Origin of the sequence: Streptomyces sp. DSM 40750 (assembly GCF_024612035.1) — a bacterium.
Lineage (GTDB): Bacteria > Actinomycetota > Actinomycetes > Streptomycetales > Streptomycetaceae > Streptomyces.
On the sequence record NZ_CP102513.1, the window covers coordinates 8,106,926 to 8,128,004 of the forward strand.

Here is a 21,079-nt window from a genome sequence, read left to right on the forward strand (position 1 = left end):
CCTCCCTAGCAGAACACCCGAGAACCTCCCCGGAAGAACACCCGAGGACGTCACCTGGCAGAACATCAGAGGACATCCCCGGCAGGACATCCGAGGACGTCACCCGGCAGGGCGACGCATCCGGAGCCACAGCGAGGAGAGCAGCGGCGCGCACACGCACCAGCTCGCCACCACGTCGAGGGGCCAGTGGTAGCCCTGGCGCACCAGGCCGATGCCGACCCCGATGTTCAGGACGACCGCGATGACGACGACCGCGCGGCGCGCGAGGGCGCCGCGCAGCCAGGGCAGCAGAAGCAGGACGGCACCGCCGTACGCGAGGGAGGCGGTCGCCGTGTGGCCGGAGGGGTAGAAACCCGTGCCCGGACCCATGATCGGCGGGCCCGACCGGGCGATGAGCTCCTTCAGCGGGATCACCCAGAGCGGTATGGCGACCATGAGGAGCGCCGCCGCCGCTGACGGCCGCCACCAGTGGTCCCTTCCGGTGGCACGCGTACGCCGAGCGGCATACAGGAGCACGAGGGCGAGGACCGGGACGGCGACGGTGATGTTGCCGAGGTCGGCGAGGAACTGGGTGGGGGCGCCCCGGTGGACGAGGGAGGCGCTGAGGCGTTCGTCCGCGCGGGCCAACGGGCCGCGCGCGAGAACCTGCCAGGTGATCAGCGCGAAGAGGAGGGCCGGGAGGCCGAGAAGGAGGAGAGCGGCCGGGCGGCCGGAGGGGGTGGTCGGCCACCCCCGAACAGGGGGGGTGGTTCGGGGGCGGCCGTCCGGATCGGTGTGCCGCACGCCCCGGGGGGTTTGGGGCGGGCGGCCATCCGATCGGTGAGGAGATTCGGAGCCGGAAGCTCCGAGTGTGTGCGCGAGGGCACGACCAGGGCGAAGCTGGGGAGGCCTCGACCCGGAGTCACCCACAGTCCCCTGTGGGCGGGGTGTATCTCTCATCTGCACCAGAACCTACGGCAGGGAGTGCGGTGACAACAGGTGGAATCGCGACCCGCCATGCACCTTGCACACCTTCTTCACGCCCTCTGACGCTTGTCCACAGGGACCGGAATCCGGGCTCGGATTCCGGTTCCGGGGAGCGTGGGACGTCGGAGGCTGATGGGAGGTTCCGTATGCGAGCGACCCGCAGAAGTGGGCGCTCACACGCGGGTGAACGCCTGCTCGATGATGTCGAGGCCCTCGTTGAGGAGATCCTCGCCGATGACGAGCGGCGGCAGGAAGCGCAGCACGTTGCCGTAGGTGCCACAGGTCAGGACCAGCAGGCCCTCCTGGTGGCAGGCCTTCGCCAGCGCGGCGGTCACCTCCGGGTTCGGCTCCTTCGTCGTCCGGTCCTTGACCAGCTCGATGGCGATCATGGCGCCGCGCCCGCGGATGTCGCCGATGACGTCGAACTTCTCCGCCATGGCGGAGAGGCGCGCCTTCATGGTCGCCTCGATCGCCTTCGCCCTCGTGTTGAGGTCGAGCTCCTTCATCGTCTCGATCGAGCCGAGGGCGCCCGCGCAGGCGACGGGGTTGCCGCCGTAGGTGCCGCCCAGACCACCCGCGTGGGCCGCGTCCATGATCTCCGCGCGCCCGGTCACGGCGGCGAGCGGGAGACCGCCGGCGATGCCCTTGGCGGTGGTGATCAGATCCGGGACGATGTCCTCGTCCTCGCACGCGAACCACTGGCCGGTGCGGCAGAAACCGGACTGGATCTCGTCGGCGACGAAGACGATGCCGTGGTCGGAGGCGAACTGCCGGACGGCCGGCAGGAAGCCCTTGGCCGGCTCGATGAAGCCGCCCTCGCCGAGCACCGGCTCGATGATGATCGCGGCCACGTTCTCCGGGCCGACCTGCTTGGTGATCTGGTCGATGGCCTGCGCGGCGGCCTCCGGGCCGGCGTTCTCCGGACCGGTCGGCCAGCGGTAGCCGTAGGCGACGGGCACCCGGTACACCTCGGGCGCGAACGGTCCGAAGCCGTGCTTGTACGGCATGTTCTTGGCCGTCAGCGCCATCGTGAGGTTGGTGCGCCCGTGGTAGCCGTGGTCGAACACCACCACGGCCTGCCGCTTGGTGTACGAGCGGGCGATCTTCACGGCGTTCTCGACGGCCTCGGCGCCGCTGTTGAACAGTGCGGACTTCTTGGCGTGGTCGCCCGGGGTCAGTTCGGCGAGGGCCTCGGCGACCGCCACGTAGCCCTCGTACGGCGTGACCATGAAACAGGTGTGCGTGAAGTCCTGGAGCTGGGCGGTGGCGCGGCGGACGACGGCCTCGGCGCTCGCGCCGACGCTGGTCACGGCGATGCCCGAGCCGAAGTCGATGAGCCGGTTGCCGTCGACGTCCTCGATGATGCCGCCGCCCGCGCGCGCGGCGAACACCGGCAGCACCGACCCGACCCCCGCCGCGACCGCGGCGACACGACGGGCCTGCAGCTCCCGCGACTTCGGTCCGGGGATGGCGGTGACTACGCGGCGCTCCTGGGGAAGTGGGCTCATGTGGGGCTCCTGGGGGTTTTACGGACGCTTGTCTTCTTTTCTCGCAGGCTAGGACCGAGGAGGAGCGCTGGGCATGCTCCATGTGGGCGTTGTCGGCGGCTGCGCTTGTCCTTGGTGGACATGGCGCGTTGCCGGAGGTGAATCGGGGCGTGTGTGTCACGGACAAGCCGCTTCAGGGCCCACCTGGCCGCGTAAGCGGTGAACTCCCCTTGCGGGGGCGTTAGATTGGCTCGCGGATGGTGGACGGAACGGCTGGTCAGGGGGCAGGCGCGATGAACAGCGACGGAGCGCGGGACGCGCGAGGCACGCATGCGAATCCCGTGCCGCGTCCGGCGGGGTCGCCGGAGATGCCGGCGGCACCTCCCGTGCCCCCGATGCCCGCGGGGGTCCCGGGAGCGCCGCCCAGGCCGGACGGGAACGCCTTCCTGTCCTGGCTGCGGACGCCGCGACCCGACGCGGCGCCCGGCGTGTGGCGGTTCGGTCATCGGCCGCGGCCGGCGGAGGAGCCCGAGATCGTCCCCGGTCGGCAGCTGCTCGGCGGCGCGCTGATCGCCTTCCTCGTCGGCTGGCTGATCTGGTCCCTCCTCTGGAACGGCTACCTCGGCGGCTGGTGGCTGGTGCCGCTCTACGCGATGATCCCGGACTCCTGGGCGCCGGCCCACTCGTACTCCGCGGTGGTCCTCAGCTATGTCTGGTACACGGTCGTCGCCCTGGCGATCATGATCGGTGTCGGACGGCTCGGCCGCTGGGGCGAGGTCTGGCGCCGGTACGGGGCCCCGCGCTTCCGCCGGCAGCAGGAGCGGCAGGTCGTACCGCCGCCCCAGGAGGACCCGGCCGCTTGGCCGCAGCTGCGCGAGGCCGGCGCCGCCGAAGCCGCCGAGAGGCTGGTTGCCGAGGCTCGGGCCGGGCTGATGCGGGACGTGGATCACGCGCGGATCATGCGGGCATGGCAGGGCGTGAGGAGCGGGCGGCACAGTCTGGCGACGTTCACCGGCGCGGTGCTGAAGGACGGGGCGGCCGCCTGTCTGCACCCTTCCGGGGAGCGGGACCTGCCGGGCCGGCTCGCCAGGCACGACATGGTCACCGGGCAGGTCCGGCTGGGCGGCACCGTCGACGACCCGCGCAACCCCTACGCCTACCGGGGCACGGGCCTCGCCCTGGGCCCCGAGCTGCTCGGCACGTCCCTGCTGGCCGTCGGACCCGCCGGGTCCGGGAAGACCGGGAACGTGGTGTGGCCCGTCGCCGAGTCGCTGTGTCTGCACGCGCTGGCCGGGCGGGCCGCGGTGGTGGTCGTGGGCGCGGCGGGGGCCGGGCTGGGTCCGGCCGACGCCTACGACGTCGTCGTACGGATCGGGAATCCGGAGTCCGTGTACGACCTCGACCTGTACGGGGGGACCACGGACCCGGACGAGGCCGCGGCCGTCCTCGCGGAGGCGCTCGTCGGCGACCTCACCGACCCGCACCCGGGCGGCGACAGCCGGCGCTCCACGACCGTGCTCGCCCAGCTGCTCGGGCCGTTCCGGGCGGTGCACGGGCGGTTCCCGTCGGTGCCGCAGCTGCGGCAGCTGCTGGACGGCGCGCCCGGCCCGCTGGGCCAGCTGCGCAACGCCCTCCAGGACGCCGGGCAGGAGTCGCTGCTGCGGGAACTGGACGCGCGCGAGCGCCAGCTCGGGCACCCCGGGGACGTCGGGAGCGTGCTGGCCGACCGGGTCGCCCTCCTCGACCGGCCCGCCTTCGCCGGGTTCTTCGACACCTCCGGCCAGTCCCGGCCCTTCTCCCTCCGGGCCCTCGACCACCCCGTACGGGTCCGCATCGATCTCCCAGAACGCGGCCACGCCGACGCCTCGCGCATCCTGGCGAGGCTGGTGCTCGCCCAGTTCACCGCGAGCGTGGCGGTACGGGAGGACCGGTCGCTGTTCGCCTGCCTGGTGCTGGACGACGCCACGGGGATCGTCACGCCCGAGGCCGTACGCGGCATCCAGCGGCTGCGGTCCGCCAACGCGGGCGCGGTCCTCACCCTCCGGACCCTCGACGACGTGCCCCGGCCATTGCGGGGTCCTCTGCTCGGCGCCACCGGCTGCCGGATGGCGCTGTCCGGGCTCACCCCGTGGGACGGGCAGGACTTCGCGGAAGTCTGGGGCAAGGAGTGGACCGAGGCGCGGGACGTCACCGACCGGCAGATCATCGCCGACTCCCCGGCGGGCAAGGCCTGGCACGCCCTGCGCCGGGTGATCACCGGCCATGCGCCGACCGCCCGGGCCGTGACCGTACGGCAGGTCGAGCGGGAACGCTGGTCGGCGTCCGAACTGGCGCACGGCGTGCCGCCCGGCCACGCGGTGCTGTCGCTGACGAACGTGCGTGGCGAGCACGCGCCGCCGTTGCTGGTGGATCTGCGGGGATGAGCAGTGCGGTCGAACAGTTCGGTTTGAGCCATTCGGTGTGCGGTGTGTGGGGCTTGTGATCGTACGGTGAGGCAGAATCGACACAGGTCGTTCATACGCGGCGGCCAAAAGACGATGCTCTCCTGAAGACTCTGAGCCGACCTGAAGGTCCCATGCCCCCCACGCTCGCCTCGCTCGTCCACCACTCCGCGCTCAAGCTGACCGTGCGGGCGGGCGAGGACCGCCTGGACGTGCCGGTGCGCTGGGCGCACGCCAGCGAGCTCGCCGACCCCGTGCCGTACATGGAGGGCGGGGAGCTGCTGCTGATCACCGCGTTGAAGCTGGACGCGGAGGATCCGGAGGCGATGCGGCGTTATGTACGGCGGCTGGTGGGGGCCGGGGTCGCCGGGCTCGGTTTCGCCGTCGGCGTGCACTACGAGGACATCCCCGAGGCGCTCGTCGACGCGGCGCGGGGGGAGGGGCTGCCTCTCCTGGAAGTGCCCCGGCGCACGCCCTTCCTCGCCATCAGCAAGGCGGTGTCGGCCGCCATCTCCGCCGAGCAGTACCGAGCGGTGACGGCGGGGTTCGCCGCGCAGCGGGAACTCACCAAGCAGGCGTTGACCGACGGCCCCGAGGGGCTGCTCGCCGCGCTCGCCTCGCAGGTGGACGGGTGGGCCGCCCTGTACGACGCCTCCGGTGCGGTCGTCGCGGTGGCGCCCGAGTGGGCGGAGCGGCGGGCCGGGCGGCTCACCGCCGACGTCGAACGGCTGCGGGACCGGCCCGCACCGGCCAGCGCGGTCGTCGGCGGCGAGGACCGCGTCGAGCTGCACTCCCTCGGCACCGGGCGCCGGGCCCGCGCCGCCCTCGCCGTCGGCACGGCCGGGGCCCCGGGCACCGCCGAGCGGTACGCCGTCCACTCCGCGATCGCCCTCCTCACCCTCACGACGGAACGGTCGCGCTCGCTGCACGCCGCCGAGCAGCGGATCGCCGCGGCGGTGTTGCGCATGCTGCTGGCCGGGGAGTGCGACCACGCGCGAGCCGTCGCCGGGGATCTGTACGGAGAGCTGCTGGACGCGCCGTTCCGGCTCGTCCTCGCGGAGGCGGCCTCGGCTTCGGCGGCGCGGGCGCGGATGGAGGGGGCGGCGGCTGCGACTGGGGCGGCTGCCGCGGGTGGGGCGGACGCTGTGGACGGGGGCGTGAGTGCGGCCGGGGCCGCGCAGTCCTCCGGGGCCGCGACCGCGGTCGTGAGTGCCGCCGGGGCTCGCCCTCGGTCCGGGCCCGGGGCCGGGCGTGGCGTCGGGGGTGGGGACGGTGGGGGGCGGTCGACGGCTGCCGTGCTGGCCGCCGCCGACCCGGACGGTGACCTTCTCGGGCAGCTCGTCGAGGTCGTGGAGGCCGCCGCCGCGCGGGCCGGGGAGGCCGTGCTCGTCGTCCCGGACGGGGAGCGGCTCGTGGTGCTCGCCGTGGACGGGGGAGCCGCGGTCGCCGCGTGCGGGGAGTTCGCGGTGGCGTTGGAGGCGTCGCGGGCGGCCGGGCGGGAGCCGGGGGCGGGCGGTTCCGTGTCCTCCGGCGTCGCCGCCTCCATCACCGTCGAGGAGGAGGAACTCGTCGTCGGGCTGTCCGCGCCCGCCGGGCCGATCGCGGCCGGTGCCGCGTACAAGCAGGCCGAGCAGGCGCTGTCCGTGGCGCGGCGGCGGGGGCGGTGCCTCGTCGAGCACGAGGAGCTGGCCGCCGGGTCCGTTCTGCCGCTCCTCGCCGACGACGCGGTGCGTGCCTTCGCCGACAGCATCCTCCGCCCGCTCCGCGAACACGACGCGACCGGGCGGGGGGACCTCGTCGCCTCACTGGGGGCGTGGCTGTCGCGGCACGGCCAGTGGGACGCGGCCGCGGCGGACCTCGGCGTCCACCGGCACACGTTGCGGTACCGGATGCGGCGGGTGGAGGAGATTCTGGGGCGCTCGCTGGACGATCCCGATGCGCGCATGGAGCTGTGGCTGGCGCTCAAGGCTACGGCTGCGGCGGGGGAGTAGGGGCTTTTTCGCGCCCCCGCCGCCCCTGCCCGTCCCTCCCCCATCAGGGGCGGTGCCCCTTCGACCCCCGTCTGCGGGTGCGTTGTGGTTGCTCGCGCAGTTCCCCGCGCCCCTAAAAACGAAAAGCACGGGGCGCAGCCCCTGCTTTTCAGGGGCGCGGGGAACTGCGCGAGCAACCACAGACAACCCGCGCCCGCCCCCCCAACCCCAACCGTGTCGAGACCCCACCACGCCAATCCGGCACACCTGCCACCCCGACTCATACGCACCGGACAAGCGACCCCCCGCCGCCCCGGCCCTACCGTGGAGCCGAAAGCCGATGTGTCACCCCACCGAAGGGCCGGGATCGACTATGACCGCCACGCACGCCTTCTGGCTCGCCGGCCGCCAGGCCACCGGTGAGACCACGTTCGACGTCACGTCGCCCTGGGACGGCCGCCTGGTCGGCAGGGTGAGCGTGCCGACGGACGACCAGGTCGAAGAGGCCGTGGCAGCCGCCTACGCCGTACGGGACGCGTTCGCGGCGACGCCGGCGCATGTGCGGGCCGCCGCCCTGGACCACGTCAGCCGGCGTCTCGTCGAGCGGACCGAGGAGATCGCGCAGCTGATCTCCGCCGAGAACGGGAAGCCGATCAAGTGGGCGCGGGGCGAGGTCGGCCGGGCCGTCTCCGTGTTCCGGTTCGCGGCGGAAGAGGCCCGCCGGTTCAACGGCGGCGAGGCGCAACGACTCGACACGGACCTCGGCGGACAGGGGCGGCTCGCCTTCACGCGCCGCTTCCCCAAGGGCGTCGTCCTCGGCATCGCGCCCTTCAACTTCCCGCTCAACCTCTGCGCCCACAAGATCGCCCCGGCGATCGCGGCCGGTGTGCCGATCATCCTGAAGCCCGCCCCGGCCACCCCCCTCTCCGGTCTGATCATCGGCGACCTGCTCTCGGAGGCGGCGACCGAACTCCCCGCCGGCGCCTGGAGCATCCTCCCCGTCTCCAACGACCGCATGCCCGCCCTCGTCCAGGACGAGCGGCTGCCCGTGATCTCCTTTACCGGCTCCGAGAAGGTCGGCTACGCGATCATGGACTCGGCGCCGCGCAAGCACTGCACGCTGGAGCTGGGCGGCAACGGCGCGGCGGTCGTGCTCGCCGACTACGCGAGCGACGAGGACCTCGACTGGGCCGCGACCCGGATCGCGACCTTCTCGAACTACCAGGGCGGCCAGTCCTGCATCTCCGTGCAGCGGGTGATCGCGGACGCCTCCGTGTACGAGCGGCTGCTGCCGCGCATCGTCGCCGCGGTCGAGGCGCAGGTCACCGGTGACCCGGCCGACGGTGCCACCGACGTGGGGCCGCTGGTCAGCGAGGACGCCGCCAAGCGCGTCGAGGCGTGGGTCCAGGAAGCGGTCGACGCCGGGGCCGGCCTCCGTACCGGCGGCAAGCGCGACGGTGCCTCGTACGCGCCGACCGTTCTCACCGACGTACCCGCCGACGTGACGATCTCCTGCGAGGAGGTCTTCGGGCCCGTCCTCACCGTGACGAAGGTGGCGGGGGAGGCCGAGGCCTTCGCCGCCGTCAACGCGTCCAAGTACGGCCTCCAGGCGGGCGTCTTCACGCACGACCTGCAGACCGCCTTCCGAGCCCACCGCGCGCTGGAGGTCGGTGGCGTGGTCATCGGTGACGTGCCGTCCTACCGCGCCGACCAGATGCCGTACGGCGGCGTGAAGCAGTCCGGCGTCGGGCGGGAGGGTGTGCGCTTCGCCATGGACGACTACACGTACGAGCGGGTGATGGTCCTGACGGGGCTCCAGCTGTGAGCGCCTCTGCCGCCGGCTCCGAGTACAGCTGAGCAGTTGCCGACCACCCCTTGCTCCTGACAATCATTTTCACGTAGTCTGGGGTCAGATCCCGGGATGAAGGGGCCCGGCACCGATGCCTTCCGGTGCCGGGCCCCTTCTGTGTGCCGGCCTGCTTCCGGACCCTCAGCCGGAGAAGCCGACGTGCGCCAGCCGCAGCGGGCCGCGCAGCTTGAAATGGACGTCGTGCACGTCGGCGATGGAGACGGCGGCCCGCAGGGTCGTGTACGTGTACGGGTCCGCGGTGGGTGTGTCGAGCGTCAGCGTCGCCAGCACCGGGCCGCCGATGAGCGAGAACTCGACGCTCCCCGCGCCCGCCACCTCCACCGTCACCTCGGTGACGCCCGCGCCGAAGTCGCAGTCGTGGAAGAGGAGTTCGCCCGATTCGCCGCCCACTGGTGTCACCGCGTCGCCCGCCGCCTTCGTACGGTCGACGATCTCCGTGCCACGCTGCTCGTTGAAGTCCGCCGCGTTCAGGCCGTGGGTGACGACCGGGCGCGGGGCGACGGGCTCGCCCTCGACGGCGACGGTCGTACGCAGGCGGATGTCCTCGCTGGACGCGCCGGCCAGCAGTTCGTACGCGCCCGGTTCCAGATGCCAGGTGCCGTGGGCCACGTCCCAGAACTCCAGGACGGAGAGCGGGAGTCGGAAGGTCAGCTCCGTCGAGGCGCCGGAGGCGAGGGTGACGCGGCGGTGGCCGACCAGCTCGCGGCGCGGGCGCGGGACCGACGGGTCCTCGGCGCGGACGTAGAGCTGCGCGACCTCGTCGGCCGTCACCGCCCCCGTGTTGGTGACGGTGAAGGAGACCGTCAGCTCGCCCTCACCCACGTGGGTGACGAGGTTTCCGTACGCGAACTCCGCGTACGACAGGCCGTGGCCGAACGGGAACAGCGGGGTGCCCTCGAAGTAGAGGTACGTCTGGCGCGCGCCGATCACGTCGTAGTCGAGGAGATCGGGGAGGTCCGCGTCGGCGGCGTACCAGGTCTGCGGGAGGCGGCCCGCGGGGGAGACGTCGCCGGCGAGGACGCGGGCCAGGGCGGTGCCCGCGGCCTGGCCGCCGTGCGCGGTCCACAGGACGGCGGGCAGGCCGGCGGGGTCGACGGCGTACGGGTAGGCCGAGACCAGGACCAGCGCGGTGTTCGGGTTGGCGGCGCGGGCCGCGCGCAGCAGGCGCTCCTGGTGGGCGGGGAGGGCGAGGGTCGGGCGGTCCTCGGTCTCGCGGCCGTTGATGTGCGGGTCGTTGCCCGCGACCACGACGACCACGTCGGCCGCGGCGGCCACCCTGGTCACGGCCTCCTCACCGGGCTGGGTCACCATGAGCTCGAAGATTTCCGGATGCGCATCGTTCTCGTCGGCAACCTTCACGCCTTCGGCGCCGACAGTGACGTACCGGCCTGTCCCTGCGTGCTTGAGGAGGTGACCGTTGCCATGGGATTCGGAGGGCTCCAGGCGGAAGGTCTCCTGGACGACCCAGCCGCCCGGCTGATCGGCCGAGGCGCGCAGATGTCCGTCGTCGGCGACCGAGAGATAACGGCCGTCCGGCGCGCGGAAGGTGAGCACGCCCCCGCCCCAGTCGACGAGGGCCAGTTCCGTGCCGTCCGCGTCCGTGGTGAGCGGCGGCAGGTCCGTGCGGCCGGCGAGGAGCGCCGGGTCGAGGGCGCCCTCCGCGCCGCGCACCTCGTCGGTGGCGTCGGCCGCCTCGGGCACGGACACATACGCGCCGGTGGACAGCGCCTTGAGGCGTACGCGGTCCACGCCCTCCGCGAACGTCACGCGCTCGGCACCGAAGCGGTCGTACAGGCCTTCGAGCGGGGTCGAGCGGTGGATGAGGGTGCCGCTGTACCAGTCGAGCTTGCACTCGTCGGCGAGCAGACCGACGACGGCGATACGGGCGTCCGCGGCGAGCGGCAGCAGACCGCCCTCGTTCTTCAGCAGGACGACCGCCTGCTCGGCGGCCTCCTGGGCGAGGGCGCGATGGGCCGGGGTGTCGAAGTCCTTGGTGCCGGCGTACGGGTCGCTCTCCGGGTCGAACTCGCCGAGGCGGAAGCGGACCGAGAGCTGGCGACGGACCGCCTCGTCGATGTCGTCGGCGGTGAGCAGGCCTTGGACCAGGGCGCCCTGGATTCGTCCGATCATCGTCGAACTCTCCGTGCCGTGGTCGGTGAAGCTGTCGACGCCGGCGCGCAGCGAGGCGGCGGTCGCCTCCTCATGGGTGTCGTAGTAGTGCTCGGAGTCGACGAGGTTCGACGGCGCGCCGGCGTCCGAGCAGACCAGCAGATGCTCGTCCGTCCAGCTGCGCAGATGCTCGCTCAGATAGGGCGAGACATGGTTGGGGCGGCCGTTGACCAGGTTGTACGCGGGCATCACCCCGGCCACCGCGCCCGCCTCGACCGTCTCGCGGAAGGCGCGCAGGTCGTACTCGTGCAGGACCCGGGGGCGGACCGAGGAGGACGTGACGGAGCGGTCGGTCTCGTTGTTGTGGGCCAGCCAGTGCTTGAGCACGGGGGCCGTCCGCCAGTACGTCGGGTGGTCGCCACGCAGGCCGCGGGTGTACGCGGTCGCGATCGCCGAGGTCAGCTTGGGGTCCTCGGAGTAGCCCTCCTCGTTGCGGCCCCACAGGGGGTGGCGCAGCAGGTTGACCGTGGGGGACCAGACGTTGAGGCCGACGCGGTCGTCGCGGGCGCGCATGGCGCGGGTCTCGGTGGACACGGCCTCGCCGACGCGGCGTACGAGGTCCTCGTTCCAGGTCGCGCCGAGGCCGATGGCCTGCGGGAACACCGTCGCGGGGCCCATCCAGGCCACACCGTGCAGGGCTTCCTGGCCGGTGCGGAAGGCGGCCACCCCCAGGCGGTCGACGGCGGGCGCGAACTGGTGCAGGAACGCGATCTTCTCGTCCAGGGTGAGCCGCTGGAGCAGATCGTCGATGCGCTTCGCGAGCGGCAGCTGCGGGTCGCGGAAAGGCGGCGTGGGCGGCGTCTGTGCGGTCACGTGGGGTTCCCTTTGTGGTGGAGCGGCGAGGCGCTTTCGAAGCGCTTCGATGCTCATTCGACTGCGGGGCGGGTGTCAAGAGACCAAGGCGCAACAGATCCGTTTCCTCACCGTCATACAGGCCGGGATATCGCGGGTCGGAAGTAGGTCGTTCCGGTCGTCCGCACCTCCGGGGAATCTGGTAATCGACCCTTGTGTACCCCCCGTCGTTCACTTAACCTCGCAGCAACATCGAAGCGCTTCGACTGCCGAGGGAACGCTTCGCGTGCTCACCTCCCTCTGCTGTTCATCAGTTCCATCGCTTCAGCACAGCCAGTCCCACTCAAGACACCGCAGCCGACGGCCACCGCCGGGTGTCCTGGTGTGCGCCATGAAGGGTTGACGCAATGACGCCGAACTCCGCCACCTCCTCCGCGCCGAGCCGGAGAAGCTTCCTCGCCTCCACGGCGGTCGCCGCCGCCGTAGTGGCGGGGGGTGTGCCGCTGCTGTCCGCCTGTGGCGGCTCGCAGGAAGGCCGTAAGGAGGGCACGACGTCGGGCAAGGACGCGCAGAAGATCCTTCCGACGTTCGTCGCGTCGAGCGTCGTGGCTCCTGACATCCCGTCGAAGAACGGTTCGTCGGCCGGTTTCAGCAAGGCGATCGCCACGGCCGACCTGAAGACCTCGGTCCCGAAGAAGCTCGGCAGCGGCGGCAAGCTCAAGGTCATGGCGCCGTTCTGGGGCACCCCGCCGAAGGGCGACAACCCCTACTACACGGCGATGAACGAAGCCGCCGGCGTCCAGGTGACCTGGCAGAACCAGGACGGCGTCACCTACGACCAGAAGCTCGGCGCGGTCCTCGCCTCCAGCGACATACCCGATGTCGTGGTCGTGCCCGGCTGGAACCTGATGGGCAAGATACCGAGCGCGATCAACGCCAAGTTCGCCGACCTCGGCCCCTACCTCTCCGGCGACAAGGTCAAGGACTACCCGAACCTCGCGGCCGTCCCCACCGAGGCCTGGCAGCGCGGCATCTTCGGCGGCCAGCTGCGCGCGATCCCGTTCCCGGCCCCGTACGTCACGGACATCGCGCCCATGTACCGCAGGGACCTCTTCGAGAAGAAGGGCTACAGCGTTCCGACGAGCCCCGACGAGTTCCTGTCCTGGGCGAAGGAGGCCACCGACGCCAAGTCGAAGGTGTGGGCCTGCGACGACATGAAGTGGTCGGCGTGGAACTTCTTCGGCGTCCTGGGGGCCAGCGACAAGGCGCTGTGGTGGAACCTGGTCGACGGCAAGCTGGTCAACCGCGTCGAGACCGAGGAGTACCTCGAAGCCCTGGAGTGGACGCGCAAGCTGTACGCGGCCGACGTGGTCCACCCGGACGCGGTCTCCGGCAAGGCGGGCGGCGACGCCAGGAACCGGTTCACGGCCGGTCAGTCCCTGGTCTTCAACGGGAACATCTCCGCCTGGTGGGGATCGGTCTCCGAGCAGGCCACCCAGAAATCCGACTTCGACATGGCCGCGTTCGACATCTTCGGCCCCGACGGCGGCGACCCCACCCTGTGGGCGGTCCAGCCCGCCAACATCTTCACCTTCATCAGCAAGAAGGCCACCGCGCAGCAGATCAAGGACTTCCTCGCCCTCTGCAACTACTGCGCCGCCCCGTACGGCACCAAGGAGTTCATGCTCACCGCCTACGGCGTCGAGGGCACGGACTACGAGATGAAGAAGGGCCTGCCGGTCAAGACCACCGACGGTGTCAACGAGGTCAACGGCGCCTACGACTACACCGGCAACCCCGCCCCGTACGTCGCCTACCCCGACTTCCCCGAGGTCACCAAGGGCATCGTCGAGTGGCAGCAGCGCATGGGCGCCTTCACCAAGAAGTCCTCGTTCTTCGGGTTGACCATCACCGAGCCCAACCGCTGGGCCAACCTCGCCGACAACTTCGAGCAGCTCGAGGACGACGTCGTACGCGGCCGTAAGAAGATCAGCGACATCCAGCAGGCCGTGTCCGACTGGAAGAGCAAGGGCGGCGACGGCCTGCGCGACTGGTACAAGAAGCTGCTCGACGACACCGGTTCGGCGAGCTGACCCGGGGCTGAGGCAAGGAGAAGGCCGTGTCCCACAGCACGGTGCCCCGGTCCAGAGCCGAGGCGAAGACCCCCGAGCAGAATCCGGAGTCCGGCGGTGACGCCCGACCCCGGTCCGGGGGCGACAAGAAGGCGGGAAAACTGAGCCTGAAGCTCAGATTCCGGCGTGACCGCACGCTGATCCTGATGACGCTGCCGGCGGTCCTGCTGATCCTGGTCTTCAACTACATACCGATCCTCGGCAATGTGGTCGCCTTCCAGGACTACGACCCGTACCTCAGCGAGAACGGCGTCGTCGCCATCTTCCAGAGTCCCTGGATCGGCTTCGAGCAGTTCGAGCGGATCTTCGCGGACTCGGCCTTCTGGCACGCGGTGCAGAACACCTTCGTGCTGTTCTTCCTGCAGCTGATCCTGTTCTTCCCGATCCCGATCCTGCTCGCGCTGCTCATCAACAGCGTGGTCAGGCCCCGGGTCCGGGCGGTCGCCCAGGCGGTCATGTACCTGCCGCACTTCTTCTCGTGGGTCCTCGTCGTCACCGTCTTCATGCAGATCTTCGGCGGCGCGGGCGTCATCGCGCAGACCCTCCGCCAACACGGCTACGACGGCTTCGACCTGATGACCAACCCGGAGATCTTCAAGTACCTGGTCACGGTCGAGATGATCTGGAAGGACGCCGGCTGGGGCATCATCGTCTTCCTCGCCGCGCTCTCCTCCGTCTCCAACGACCTGTACGAAGCCGCCGCGATGGACGGCGCAGGCCGCTGGCGCCGCATCTGGCACATCACGCTGCCCGCGCTGCGCCCGGTGATCGCCCTGCTGCTGGTGCTGCGCGTCGGCGACGCACTGACCGTCGGCTTCGAGCAACTGCTGCTCCAGCGGCAGGCGGTGGGCGTCGACGCCTCCGACGTCCTGGACACCTATGTGTGGTGGAACGGCATCCGCAACCAGGACTTCAGCTATGCCGCCGCCGCGGGTCTCGTCAAGGGCGTGGTCGGCCTCGCACTGGTGCTGACCGCCAACAAGGTCGCCCATCTCATGGGTGAGCAGGGGGTGTACAAGAAATGAGCGCCGTCCTCGACAAGCCGGCCCACGAGCGGCCGACGGCGAAGAAGCCGAGCCGCTGGGCGGCACCGCCCCGCCCGACCTGGGAGGAGGAACCCTCCAAGGCCGGACTCGCGGGCAAGGGCATCGCCCTCTCGTTCGCCTGCTTCGCGATCCTCTTCCCCTTGTGGATCGTCATCGTCACCAGCCTCCAGTCGAAGAAGACCATCGACGAGGCGGGCGGCCTGGTCGTCATCCCCAAGGGCATCACCTTCATCGCCTACCAGGAACTCCTCGGCGGCGGTCAGGTCCAGAAAGCCGCACTCGTCAGCGTCGGGGTCACCCTCGTCGGCACCCTGTTCAGCATGTCCGTCTCGGTCCTGTGCGCCTACGGCCTCTCCCGCGTCGGCTCACTCGGCCACCGCTGGATCCTGATGACCCTGCTCGCCACCATGTTCTTCGGCGCGGGCCTCATCCCGACCTACCTGCTGGTGCAGTCCCTGGGCCTGATGGACACCTACCTCGCGCTGATCCTCCCCAGCGCCGTGAGCGTCTTCAACATCCTGGTCCTGCGCTCGTTCTTCATGGGTATCTCGCCGGAACTCATCGACAGCGCCCGCATCGACGGCGCCGGCGACTGGCGCATCCTGTGGAAGATCGTGATGCCGCTGTCGAGGGCCGTCCTCGCCGTCATCGCCCTCTTCTACGCGGTCGGCTACTGGAGCGCCTGGTTCAACGCGTCCATCTACCTGACCGACCAGGACAAGATGCCGCTGCAGAACATCATGATCCAGCTCGTCCAGAAACAGGAACGCCCGGTCGGCCTCGCCACCCAGATCAACACCGGCCAACTCTCCCCCCTGGCCATCCAGATGGCGGTCATGGTCATGGCCCTCCTCCCCGTCGCGGTCCTCTCCCCCTTCGTCCAGAAGCACTTCAAGAAGGGCATGCTCACCGGCGCGATCAAGGGCTGACCGGGGCGCCTAAAAGCTCGGGGTTCGGGTGGTTGGGCGGCTGCGGGTTGTCTGTGGTTGCTCGCGCAGTTCCCCGCGCCCCTTGAAAGCCCCGGGCGCTCCCCATGCCGGCAAGGGGCGCGGGGCTGTGCCGATATGCGGCTCCGCCGCGTGGGCGCGACCAACCCCCACCACCCGCACCCGCCGAAGAACCGTACCGACCGAGCCCGTAGGCGCCCGAACACACCCCTCCCGCACGCAAAAACGAGGTATGTCATGCGCACGTCCCAGCCGAGCCGCCGCACCGTACTCGCCGGAACCGCAGCCGCCGCCGCACTCACCACGCTGCCCGCGCCGACAACCCCGGCCCACGCCGCAGAACCCCGAACCGCCAAGGCCGCCGGAGGCTACCGCTGGCGCACCGCGGTGATCGGCGGCACCGGCTTCGTCACCGGCGTCCTCTTCCACCCCTCCGTACGCGGCCTCGCCTACGCCCGTACCGACATCGGCGGCGCCTACCGCTGGGACGACCGCAAGGCCCGCTGGACCCCGCTGACCGACCACCTCGGCTGGGACGACTGGAACCTCCTCGGCGTGGAGGCCATCGCCATCGACCCCGCCCACCCGAACCGCCTCTACCTCGCCCTCGGCACCTACGCCCAGTCCTGGGCCGGCAACGGCGCGATCCTCCGCTCCGACGACCGCGGCGCCACCTGGACCCGTACGGACCTCACCGTGAAGCTCGGCGCCAACGAGGACGGCCGGGGCGCGGGCGAGCGCCTTCTCGTCGACCCGCGCGACAGCGACACCCTGTGGCTGGGTACGAGACACGACGGTCTGCTCAAGTCGACCGACCGGGGCGCCACCTGGGCGGCAGCGACCGGCTTCCCGGCGACTCCCAGCAGCTCCGGCCAGGGCGTCACCCTGCTCGTCGCCGCAGACCGCACCCTCTACGCCGGCTGGGGCGACGCCGACGGCACCTCCGCCACCGCCACCCTGTACCGGACCACCGGCGGCACCACCTGGGAAGCCGTCCCCGACCGGCCCACCGGCACCTCCGCCAAGGTTCCGATCCGCGCCGCGTACGACCAGCACACCCGCGAGCTGTACGTGACGTACGCCAACGCGCCAGGTCCCAACGGCCAGTCCGACGGCAGTGTGCACAAGCTCCGCACCACCACCGGCCAGTGGAGCGACGTGACCCCGGTGAAGCCGGGCGGTACGACGGATGGGGGCACCTCCCGCTCGAGCGAAGCCGAGAGTGGGGGAGGCTCCGCCGACACCTTCGGCTACGGCGGGGTGGCCATCGACGCCTGCCGCCCGGGCACGGTGGTCGTGTCCACCAACAACCGCTGGGCCGACATCGACACGGTCTTCCGGTCCACCGACGGCGGCCGTACCTGGACGTCCCTCAAGGACTCCGCTGTCTTCGACGTATCCGAGACTCCTTATCTCAAGTGGGGTGCCGACAAGCCGAAGTTCGGCTGGTGGATCCAGGCGCTCGCCCTCGACCCGTACGACTCGAAGCACATCGTGTACGGGACCGGCGCGACCCTCTACGGCACCCGGGACCTGAAGAACTGGGCGCCGCAGATCCGGGGCCTGGAGGAGACGTCCGTACGCCAGCTGATCTCGCCTCCGGTCGGGGAGGCGCATCTGATCAGCGGACTCGGGGACATCGGCACGATGTACCACGAGCGGCTCACCGCGTCCCCGTCGCGCGGCATGGCGTCGAACCCCGTGTTCGGGTCGGCGACGGGACTCGCGCAGGCCTCGACGAAGCCGTCGTACGTGGTCCGCACCGGCTGGGGCGACAACGGAAACGGCGCGTACTCCCACGACGGCGGGCGGACCTGGGCGCCCTTCGAGGCCCAGCCCGACATCGCCAAGAACGCACCGGGGCCGATCGCCACCAACGCCGACGGCAGTGCGCTGCTGTGGTCCTTCGTGCACTGGGACGGCACGAAGTACGCAGCTCACCGGTCCGCCGACAACGGCGCGACCTGGTCCGAGATCTCCTCCTTCCCGAAGGGCGCCACGCCGGTCGCCGACCCGGCCGACCCGACGCTCTTCTACGCGTACGACACCGACACAGGAACGCTGTACGCGAGCACTGACAGTGGCCGTTCTTTCACGGCGCGTGCGAGCGGGCTGCCCTCCGGGGACGGCCAGTTCAAGCTGGTCGCGACTCCGGGCAGATCCGGTGACCTGTGGCTGAGCGTGAAGGGGAACGGGCTGTACCGGTCCACCGACGGCGGGTCCGCCTTCTCGAAGGTCGACAGCTGCCGGGCCTCGTACACCCTCGGCTTCGGCAAGGCCGCCGACGGCGCCGACTACCCGGCGATCTACCAGGTCGGCTCGACCGGGACCATCACCGCCGTCTACCGCTCCGACGACGGCGCGAAGACCTGGACCCGCATCAACGACGACGCCCACCAGTGGGGCTGGACCGGCGAGGTCATCATCGGCGACCCCCGCGTCCACGGCCGTGTGTACCTGGCGACGAACGGGCGGGGCATCCAGTACGGGGAGCCGGTCTGATGCCGGAGGCGACGCGGCCGGACCCGAAGGACGCCACCCGGCCCGGGCCCGGCCTGAGCGACGCCACGCGCGGTCGCGTCCTCGTCGATGGTGACTACCACCCCGAGCAGTGGCCGGAGGAGGTGGTCCGGAAGGGGCGCGCCTGGTACGTCTCCACGCTGCCCGAACCGGCCGAGCCGCGCGGTCCGTTGGCGCGGATGGCGACCGACGCCGGGGCGCGCCCGGCGCTTGACGGGCTGCCCGACGGGGTCGAGGCGGTACGGCGCGGCGAGGTGCTGTTCGTGCTCGACCACGGCCGCGACGAGATCACCGTCGACGTACCGGGCACCCACCGCGACCTGCTGACGGGCGCGACCGTCACCGGATCGCCGTCGCTCCGCCGGTACGGCGTGGCGGTGCTGACATCATGATCACGGAACCGAGCGACACGACCACGCACGCGCGGCGGCACGGCACTTGGGAACCGGCCCCCGCAGCCCGCTGGGAGGACGCCTTCCTGACCGGCAACGGCCGACACGGCGCCATGGTGTTCGGCGATCCGAACGACGACCGCGTCATCGTCAACCACCACACCCTCGTCCGTCCCAACGGCGGCGAGACCGCCAGGCCGCCGCGCCTCGCCGGCGAACTCGCCTCGCTCCAGGACCGGTTGCTCGCCGGAGACCTGGCCGCCGCCGAGGGGTTCACGGACGGGCGGGAGTTGCAGTGGGTGCAGCCCTTCCACCCCGCTTTCCAGCTGCGGCTGAGGCGGGCGGACGGGGACAGGCGCGGCTACCGCCGCCGCGTCGACTTCACCACCGGCGTCGTCGAGGCGGAGTGCGACGGCTGGCGCAGCCGCGTCTTCGTCTCCCGTGCGGACGACGTGATCGTCCAGTGCGTCACGGGGCACCGGCTCACCCTGGACATCGACCTCGACCACCGGCTGCCGGGCGCGCCCACCGATCTGAGGGTCGGTCACGGCGCGGTCCTCACCCCCGAGGGCGCGTCGCTGAGCCTGCGCGCCCGCTACCCGGGCAGCGACCGCGCGTACACCGGCACCACGCTCGTCGTCGTCACCGGCGGCCGTACGACCCTCACCCCGCCCGGCGTACGGGTGGAACGGGCCCGGTCGGTGCTGCTGCTCACCCGGGTACGGCGACACACCGGCGAGCTGGACACGGTGGCCGAACGGCAGGGCCTCCTGAAGCTGTTGCCGGAGCGCGACCCCCACAGCGACCTCCTGAAGCCGCTGCCGGAGCACGCCCCCCACAGCGATCTCCTGGAGCCGCTGCCGGAGCACGACCCTTACGGCGACCTCTTGGAGCCGCTGCCGGAGCACGCCCCCTACAGCTACCTCCTGGAGCGTCACCTGGACCTCCACCGGACCGCCTACAACCGAGCCTCGCTCACCCTCGACGCCGACGACACCGAACGCTCCCTCCCCGGCTCCGAACTCATCCGCCGCCCCCACAGCCCCGCCCTCCTCGAACGCCTCTTCGCCGCCGGCCGCTACCACCTCCTCTCCTCCAGCGGCCTGCTTCCGCCCCGGCTGGTCGGCCTGTGGACCGGCGACTGGAACACGGCCTGGGCGGGCGCGTTCACCAACGACGCCAACCTCAATCTGCAGACGTCCTCCGCCGCGGCCGCGGCCCTGCCCGAAGTCACCGAGGCCAACGCCTCCCTGATCCACCGTCAGTTCGCCGACTGGCGGGACAACGCCCGCTCGATCTTCGGTGCCCGAGGTGTCGTCGCCCCGCCCCACTCCGACGGTGAGACCGGTCTGACGTACCACTTCAGCCGCGAGTACCCGCTGCACCTGTGGACGGCGGGCGCGGACTGGCTGCTGAAGCCGCTCGTCGACCACGACGAGACCCGCGGCGAACGCGACCCGCGCACGGCCTCCGCCCTCGCCGAAGTCGCCCTGTTCTACGAGGACTTCCTCACCCGCACGGACGACGACGGAAACATCGTCGTCGTCCCCTCCTACTCGCCCGAGAACCGTCCCGCGAACGCGAGCTGGGGTGCGATCAACGCGGCCATGGACCTGTCGGCCGCCCGGCACGCCCTGCTCACCGCCGCCGAGTACCACGCGGACCGGCCCGAGCGGGCGGACCGCTGGCGCGCGCTCGCCGCCCGGCTCCCGCCCCACCGCGTCAACGCCGACGGTGCACTCGCCGAATGGGCCTGGCCGGGCCTCGACGACACCTACGACCACCGTCATCTGAGCCATCTCTACGGCGTCTGGCCCCTGGAGGAGATCAACCCGTACGACACCCCGGACCTCGCGGAGGCCGCCCACCGCGCCCTCGAACTGCGCGGCGCGGAGAACGACTCGGCCCACGGCCATCTGCACCACGCCCTCGTCGCGGCCCGGCTGCGCGACGGCGAACGGGTCGCGCACGCCCTCGGCCAGGTCCTCGACGGGGACTTCTTCCACGCCTCGCTGATGAGCGCGCACTACCCGAAGCGCGACGTCTACAACGCGGACGCCGCGCACACCCTGCCCGCCGTGCTGATCGAGATGCTCGTGCAGTCGACCCCCGACCGCCTGGTACTGCTGCCCGCGCTCCCGGCGGCCTGTCCGACGGGCCGGCTGCGAGGCGTCCGCACGAGGTTCGGGGCCGAACTCGACCTCACCTGGAGCCCCCAAGACGTGACCGCGGTGATCCGCCCCACCCGGAACCGCCGCGTCGAACTCCGGACTTCCGCCGGCGCCGAGCCGCTCGACCTCGTCGCCGGAGAAGACCGCGTCCTCACTTTGGAGGCGCGGTAACCCCC

General features: G+C 71.4%; 11 protein-coding genes and 1 pseudogene. 9 read left to right on the forward strand and 3 right to left on the reverse strand.

Annotated features, from left to right (window positions below; all coding sequences use genetic code 11):
- Positions 1-99: 99 nt before the first annotated feature.
- Positions 100-783: a phosphatase PAP2 family protein gene (locus JIX55_RS36195; protein WP_257567438.1), complete on the reverse strand. Its 684-nt coding sequence runs from the start codon at positions 781-783 to the stop codon at positions 100-102.
- A gap of 356 nt (positions 784-1,139) precedes the next feature.
- Positions 1,140-2,474 carry a 4-aminobutyrate--2-oxoglutarate transaminase gene (gabT, locus tag JIX55_RS36200; RefSeq protein WP_257567439.1) on the reverse strand — a complete coding sequence of 445 codons (1,335 nt, stop codon included), beginning with the start codon at positions 2,472-2,474 and terminating at the stop codon, positions 1,140-1,142.
- 272 nt (positions 2,475-2,746) lie between these two features.
- Here gabT and JIX55_RS36205 point away from each other — a divergent pair, with 272 nt between their 5' ends.
- From JIX55_RS36205 to JIX55_RS36215, 3 genes are all read left to right on the forward strand, one after another.
- On the forward strand, positions 2,747-4,876 hold the full coding sequence (locus JIX55_RS36205; RefSeq protein WP_257567440.1) for an ATP-binding protein: 2,130 nt from the start codon (positions 2,747-2,749) through the stop codon (positions 4,874-4,876).
- A 152-nt stretch (positions 4,877-5,028) separates the two neighbouring features.
- A complete protein-coding gene (locus tag JIX55_RS36210; protein WP_257567441.1) occupies positions 5,029-6,885 on the forward strand; it encodes a PucR family transcriptional regulator in 1,857 nt (618 codons plus the stop codon).
- 352 nt (positions 6,886-7,237) lie between these two features.
- Entirely contained in the window at positions 7,238-8,689 is a 1,452-nt protein-coding gene (locus JIX55_RS36215) for an aldehyde dehydrogenase family protein (protein ID WP_257567442.1), read from the forward strand.
- Positions 8,690-8,854: 165 nt separating this feature from the next.
- Here the strand turns inward: JIX55_RS36215 and JIX55_RS36220 are convergent, their stop codons facing one another.
- Positions 8,855-11,716 (reverse strand): glycoside hydrolase family 3 C-terminal domain-containing protein, encoded by a 2,862-nt coding sequence (locus tag JIX55_RS36220; RefSeq protein WP_257567443.1) that lies wholly within the window; start codon positions 11,714-11,716, stop codon positions 8,855-8,857.
- Positions 11,717-12,102: 386 nt separating this feature from the next.
- On the opposite strand from JIX55_RS36220, the gene JIX55_RS36225 reads away from it, so the two are divergent.
- From JIX55_RS36225 to JIX55_RS36250, 6 genes and pseudogenes are all read left to right on the forward strand, one after another.
- Positions 12,103-13,788 (forward strand): extracellular solute-binding protein, encoded by a 1,686-nt coding sequence (locus JIX55_RS36225; protein WP_257567444.1) that lies wholly within the window; start codon positions 12,103-12,105, stop codon positions 13,786-13,788.
- Positions 13,789-13,814: 26 nt separating this feature from the next.
- A complete protein-coding gene (locus JIX55_RS36230) occupies positions 13,815-14,852 on the forward strand; it encodes an ABC transporter permease (RefSeq protein ID WP_257567445.1) in 1,038 nt (345 codons plus the stop codon).
- Complete coding sequence (locus JIX55_RS36235) at positions 14,849-15,802, forward strand: carbohydrate ABC transporter permease (protein WP_257567446.1); 954 nt, start codon at positions 14,849-14,851, stop codon at positions 15,800-15,802. The genes JIX55_RS36230 and JIX55_RS36235 overlap by 4 nt, the downstream gene beginning before the upstream one ends.
- A gap of 255 nt (positions 15,803-16,057) precedes the next feature.
- Positions 16,058-18,322 (forward strand): exo-alpha-sialidase, encoded by a 2,265-nt coding sequence (locus JIX55_RS36240; protein ID WP_257567447.1) that lies wholly within the window; start codon positions 16,058-16,060, stop codon positions 18,320-18,322.
- Between the two features lie 122 nt (positions 18,323-18,444).
- Positions 18,445-18,732, forward strand: a pseudogene (locus JIX55_RS36245) (Beta-galactosidase C-terminal domain); the annotation flags it as partial.
- Positions 18,729-21,074 carry a glycoside hydrolase family 95 protein gene (locus JIX55_RS36250; RefSeq protein ID WP_257567448.1) on the forward strand — a complete coding sequence of 782 codons (2,346 nt, stop codon included), beginning with the start codon at positions 18,729-18,731 and terminating at the stop codon, positions 21,072-21,074. The pseudogene JIX55_RS36245 and the gene JIX55_RS36250, both read left to right, overlap by 4 nt.
- The last annotated feature ends 5 nt before the right edge of the window (positions 21,075-21,079 follow it).

Bases quoted from the DNA above. Each gene is read 5' to 3' on its own strand.
- gabT (WP_257567439.1), bottom strand. From the start codon at position 2,474: ATGAGCCCACTTCCCCAGGAGCGCCGCGTAGTCACCGCCATCCCCGGA.
- JIX55_RS36205 (WP_257567440.1), top strand. From the start codon at position 2,747: ATGAACAGCGACGGAGCGCGGGACGCGCGAGGCACGCATGCGAATCCC.
- JIX55_RS36210 (WP_257567441.1), top strand. From the start codon at position 5,029: ATGCCCCCCACGCTCGCCTCGCTCGTCCACCACTCCGCGCTCAAGCTG.
- JIX55_RS36215 (WP_257567442.1), top strand. From the start codon at position 7,238: ATGACCGCCACGCACGCCTTCTGGCTCGCCGGCCGCCAGGCCACCGGT.
- JIX55_RS36225 (WP_257567444.1), top strand. From the start codon at position 12,103: ATGACGCCGAACTCCGCCACCTCCTCCGCGCCGAGCCGGAGAAGCTTC.
- JIX55_RS36235 (WP_257567446.1), top strand. From the start codon at position 14,849: ATGAGCGCCGTCCTCGACAAGCCGGCCCACGAGCGGCCGACGGCGAAG.
- JIX55_RS36240 (WP_257567447.1), top strand. From the start codon at position 16,058: ATGCGCACGTCCCAGCCGAGCCGCCGCACCGTACTCGCCGGAACCGCA.
- JIX55_RS36250 (WP_257567448.1), top strand. From the start codon at position 18,729: ATGATCACGGAACCGAGCGACACGACCACGCACGCGCGGCGGCACGGC.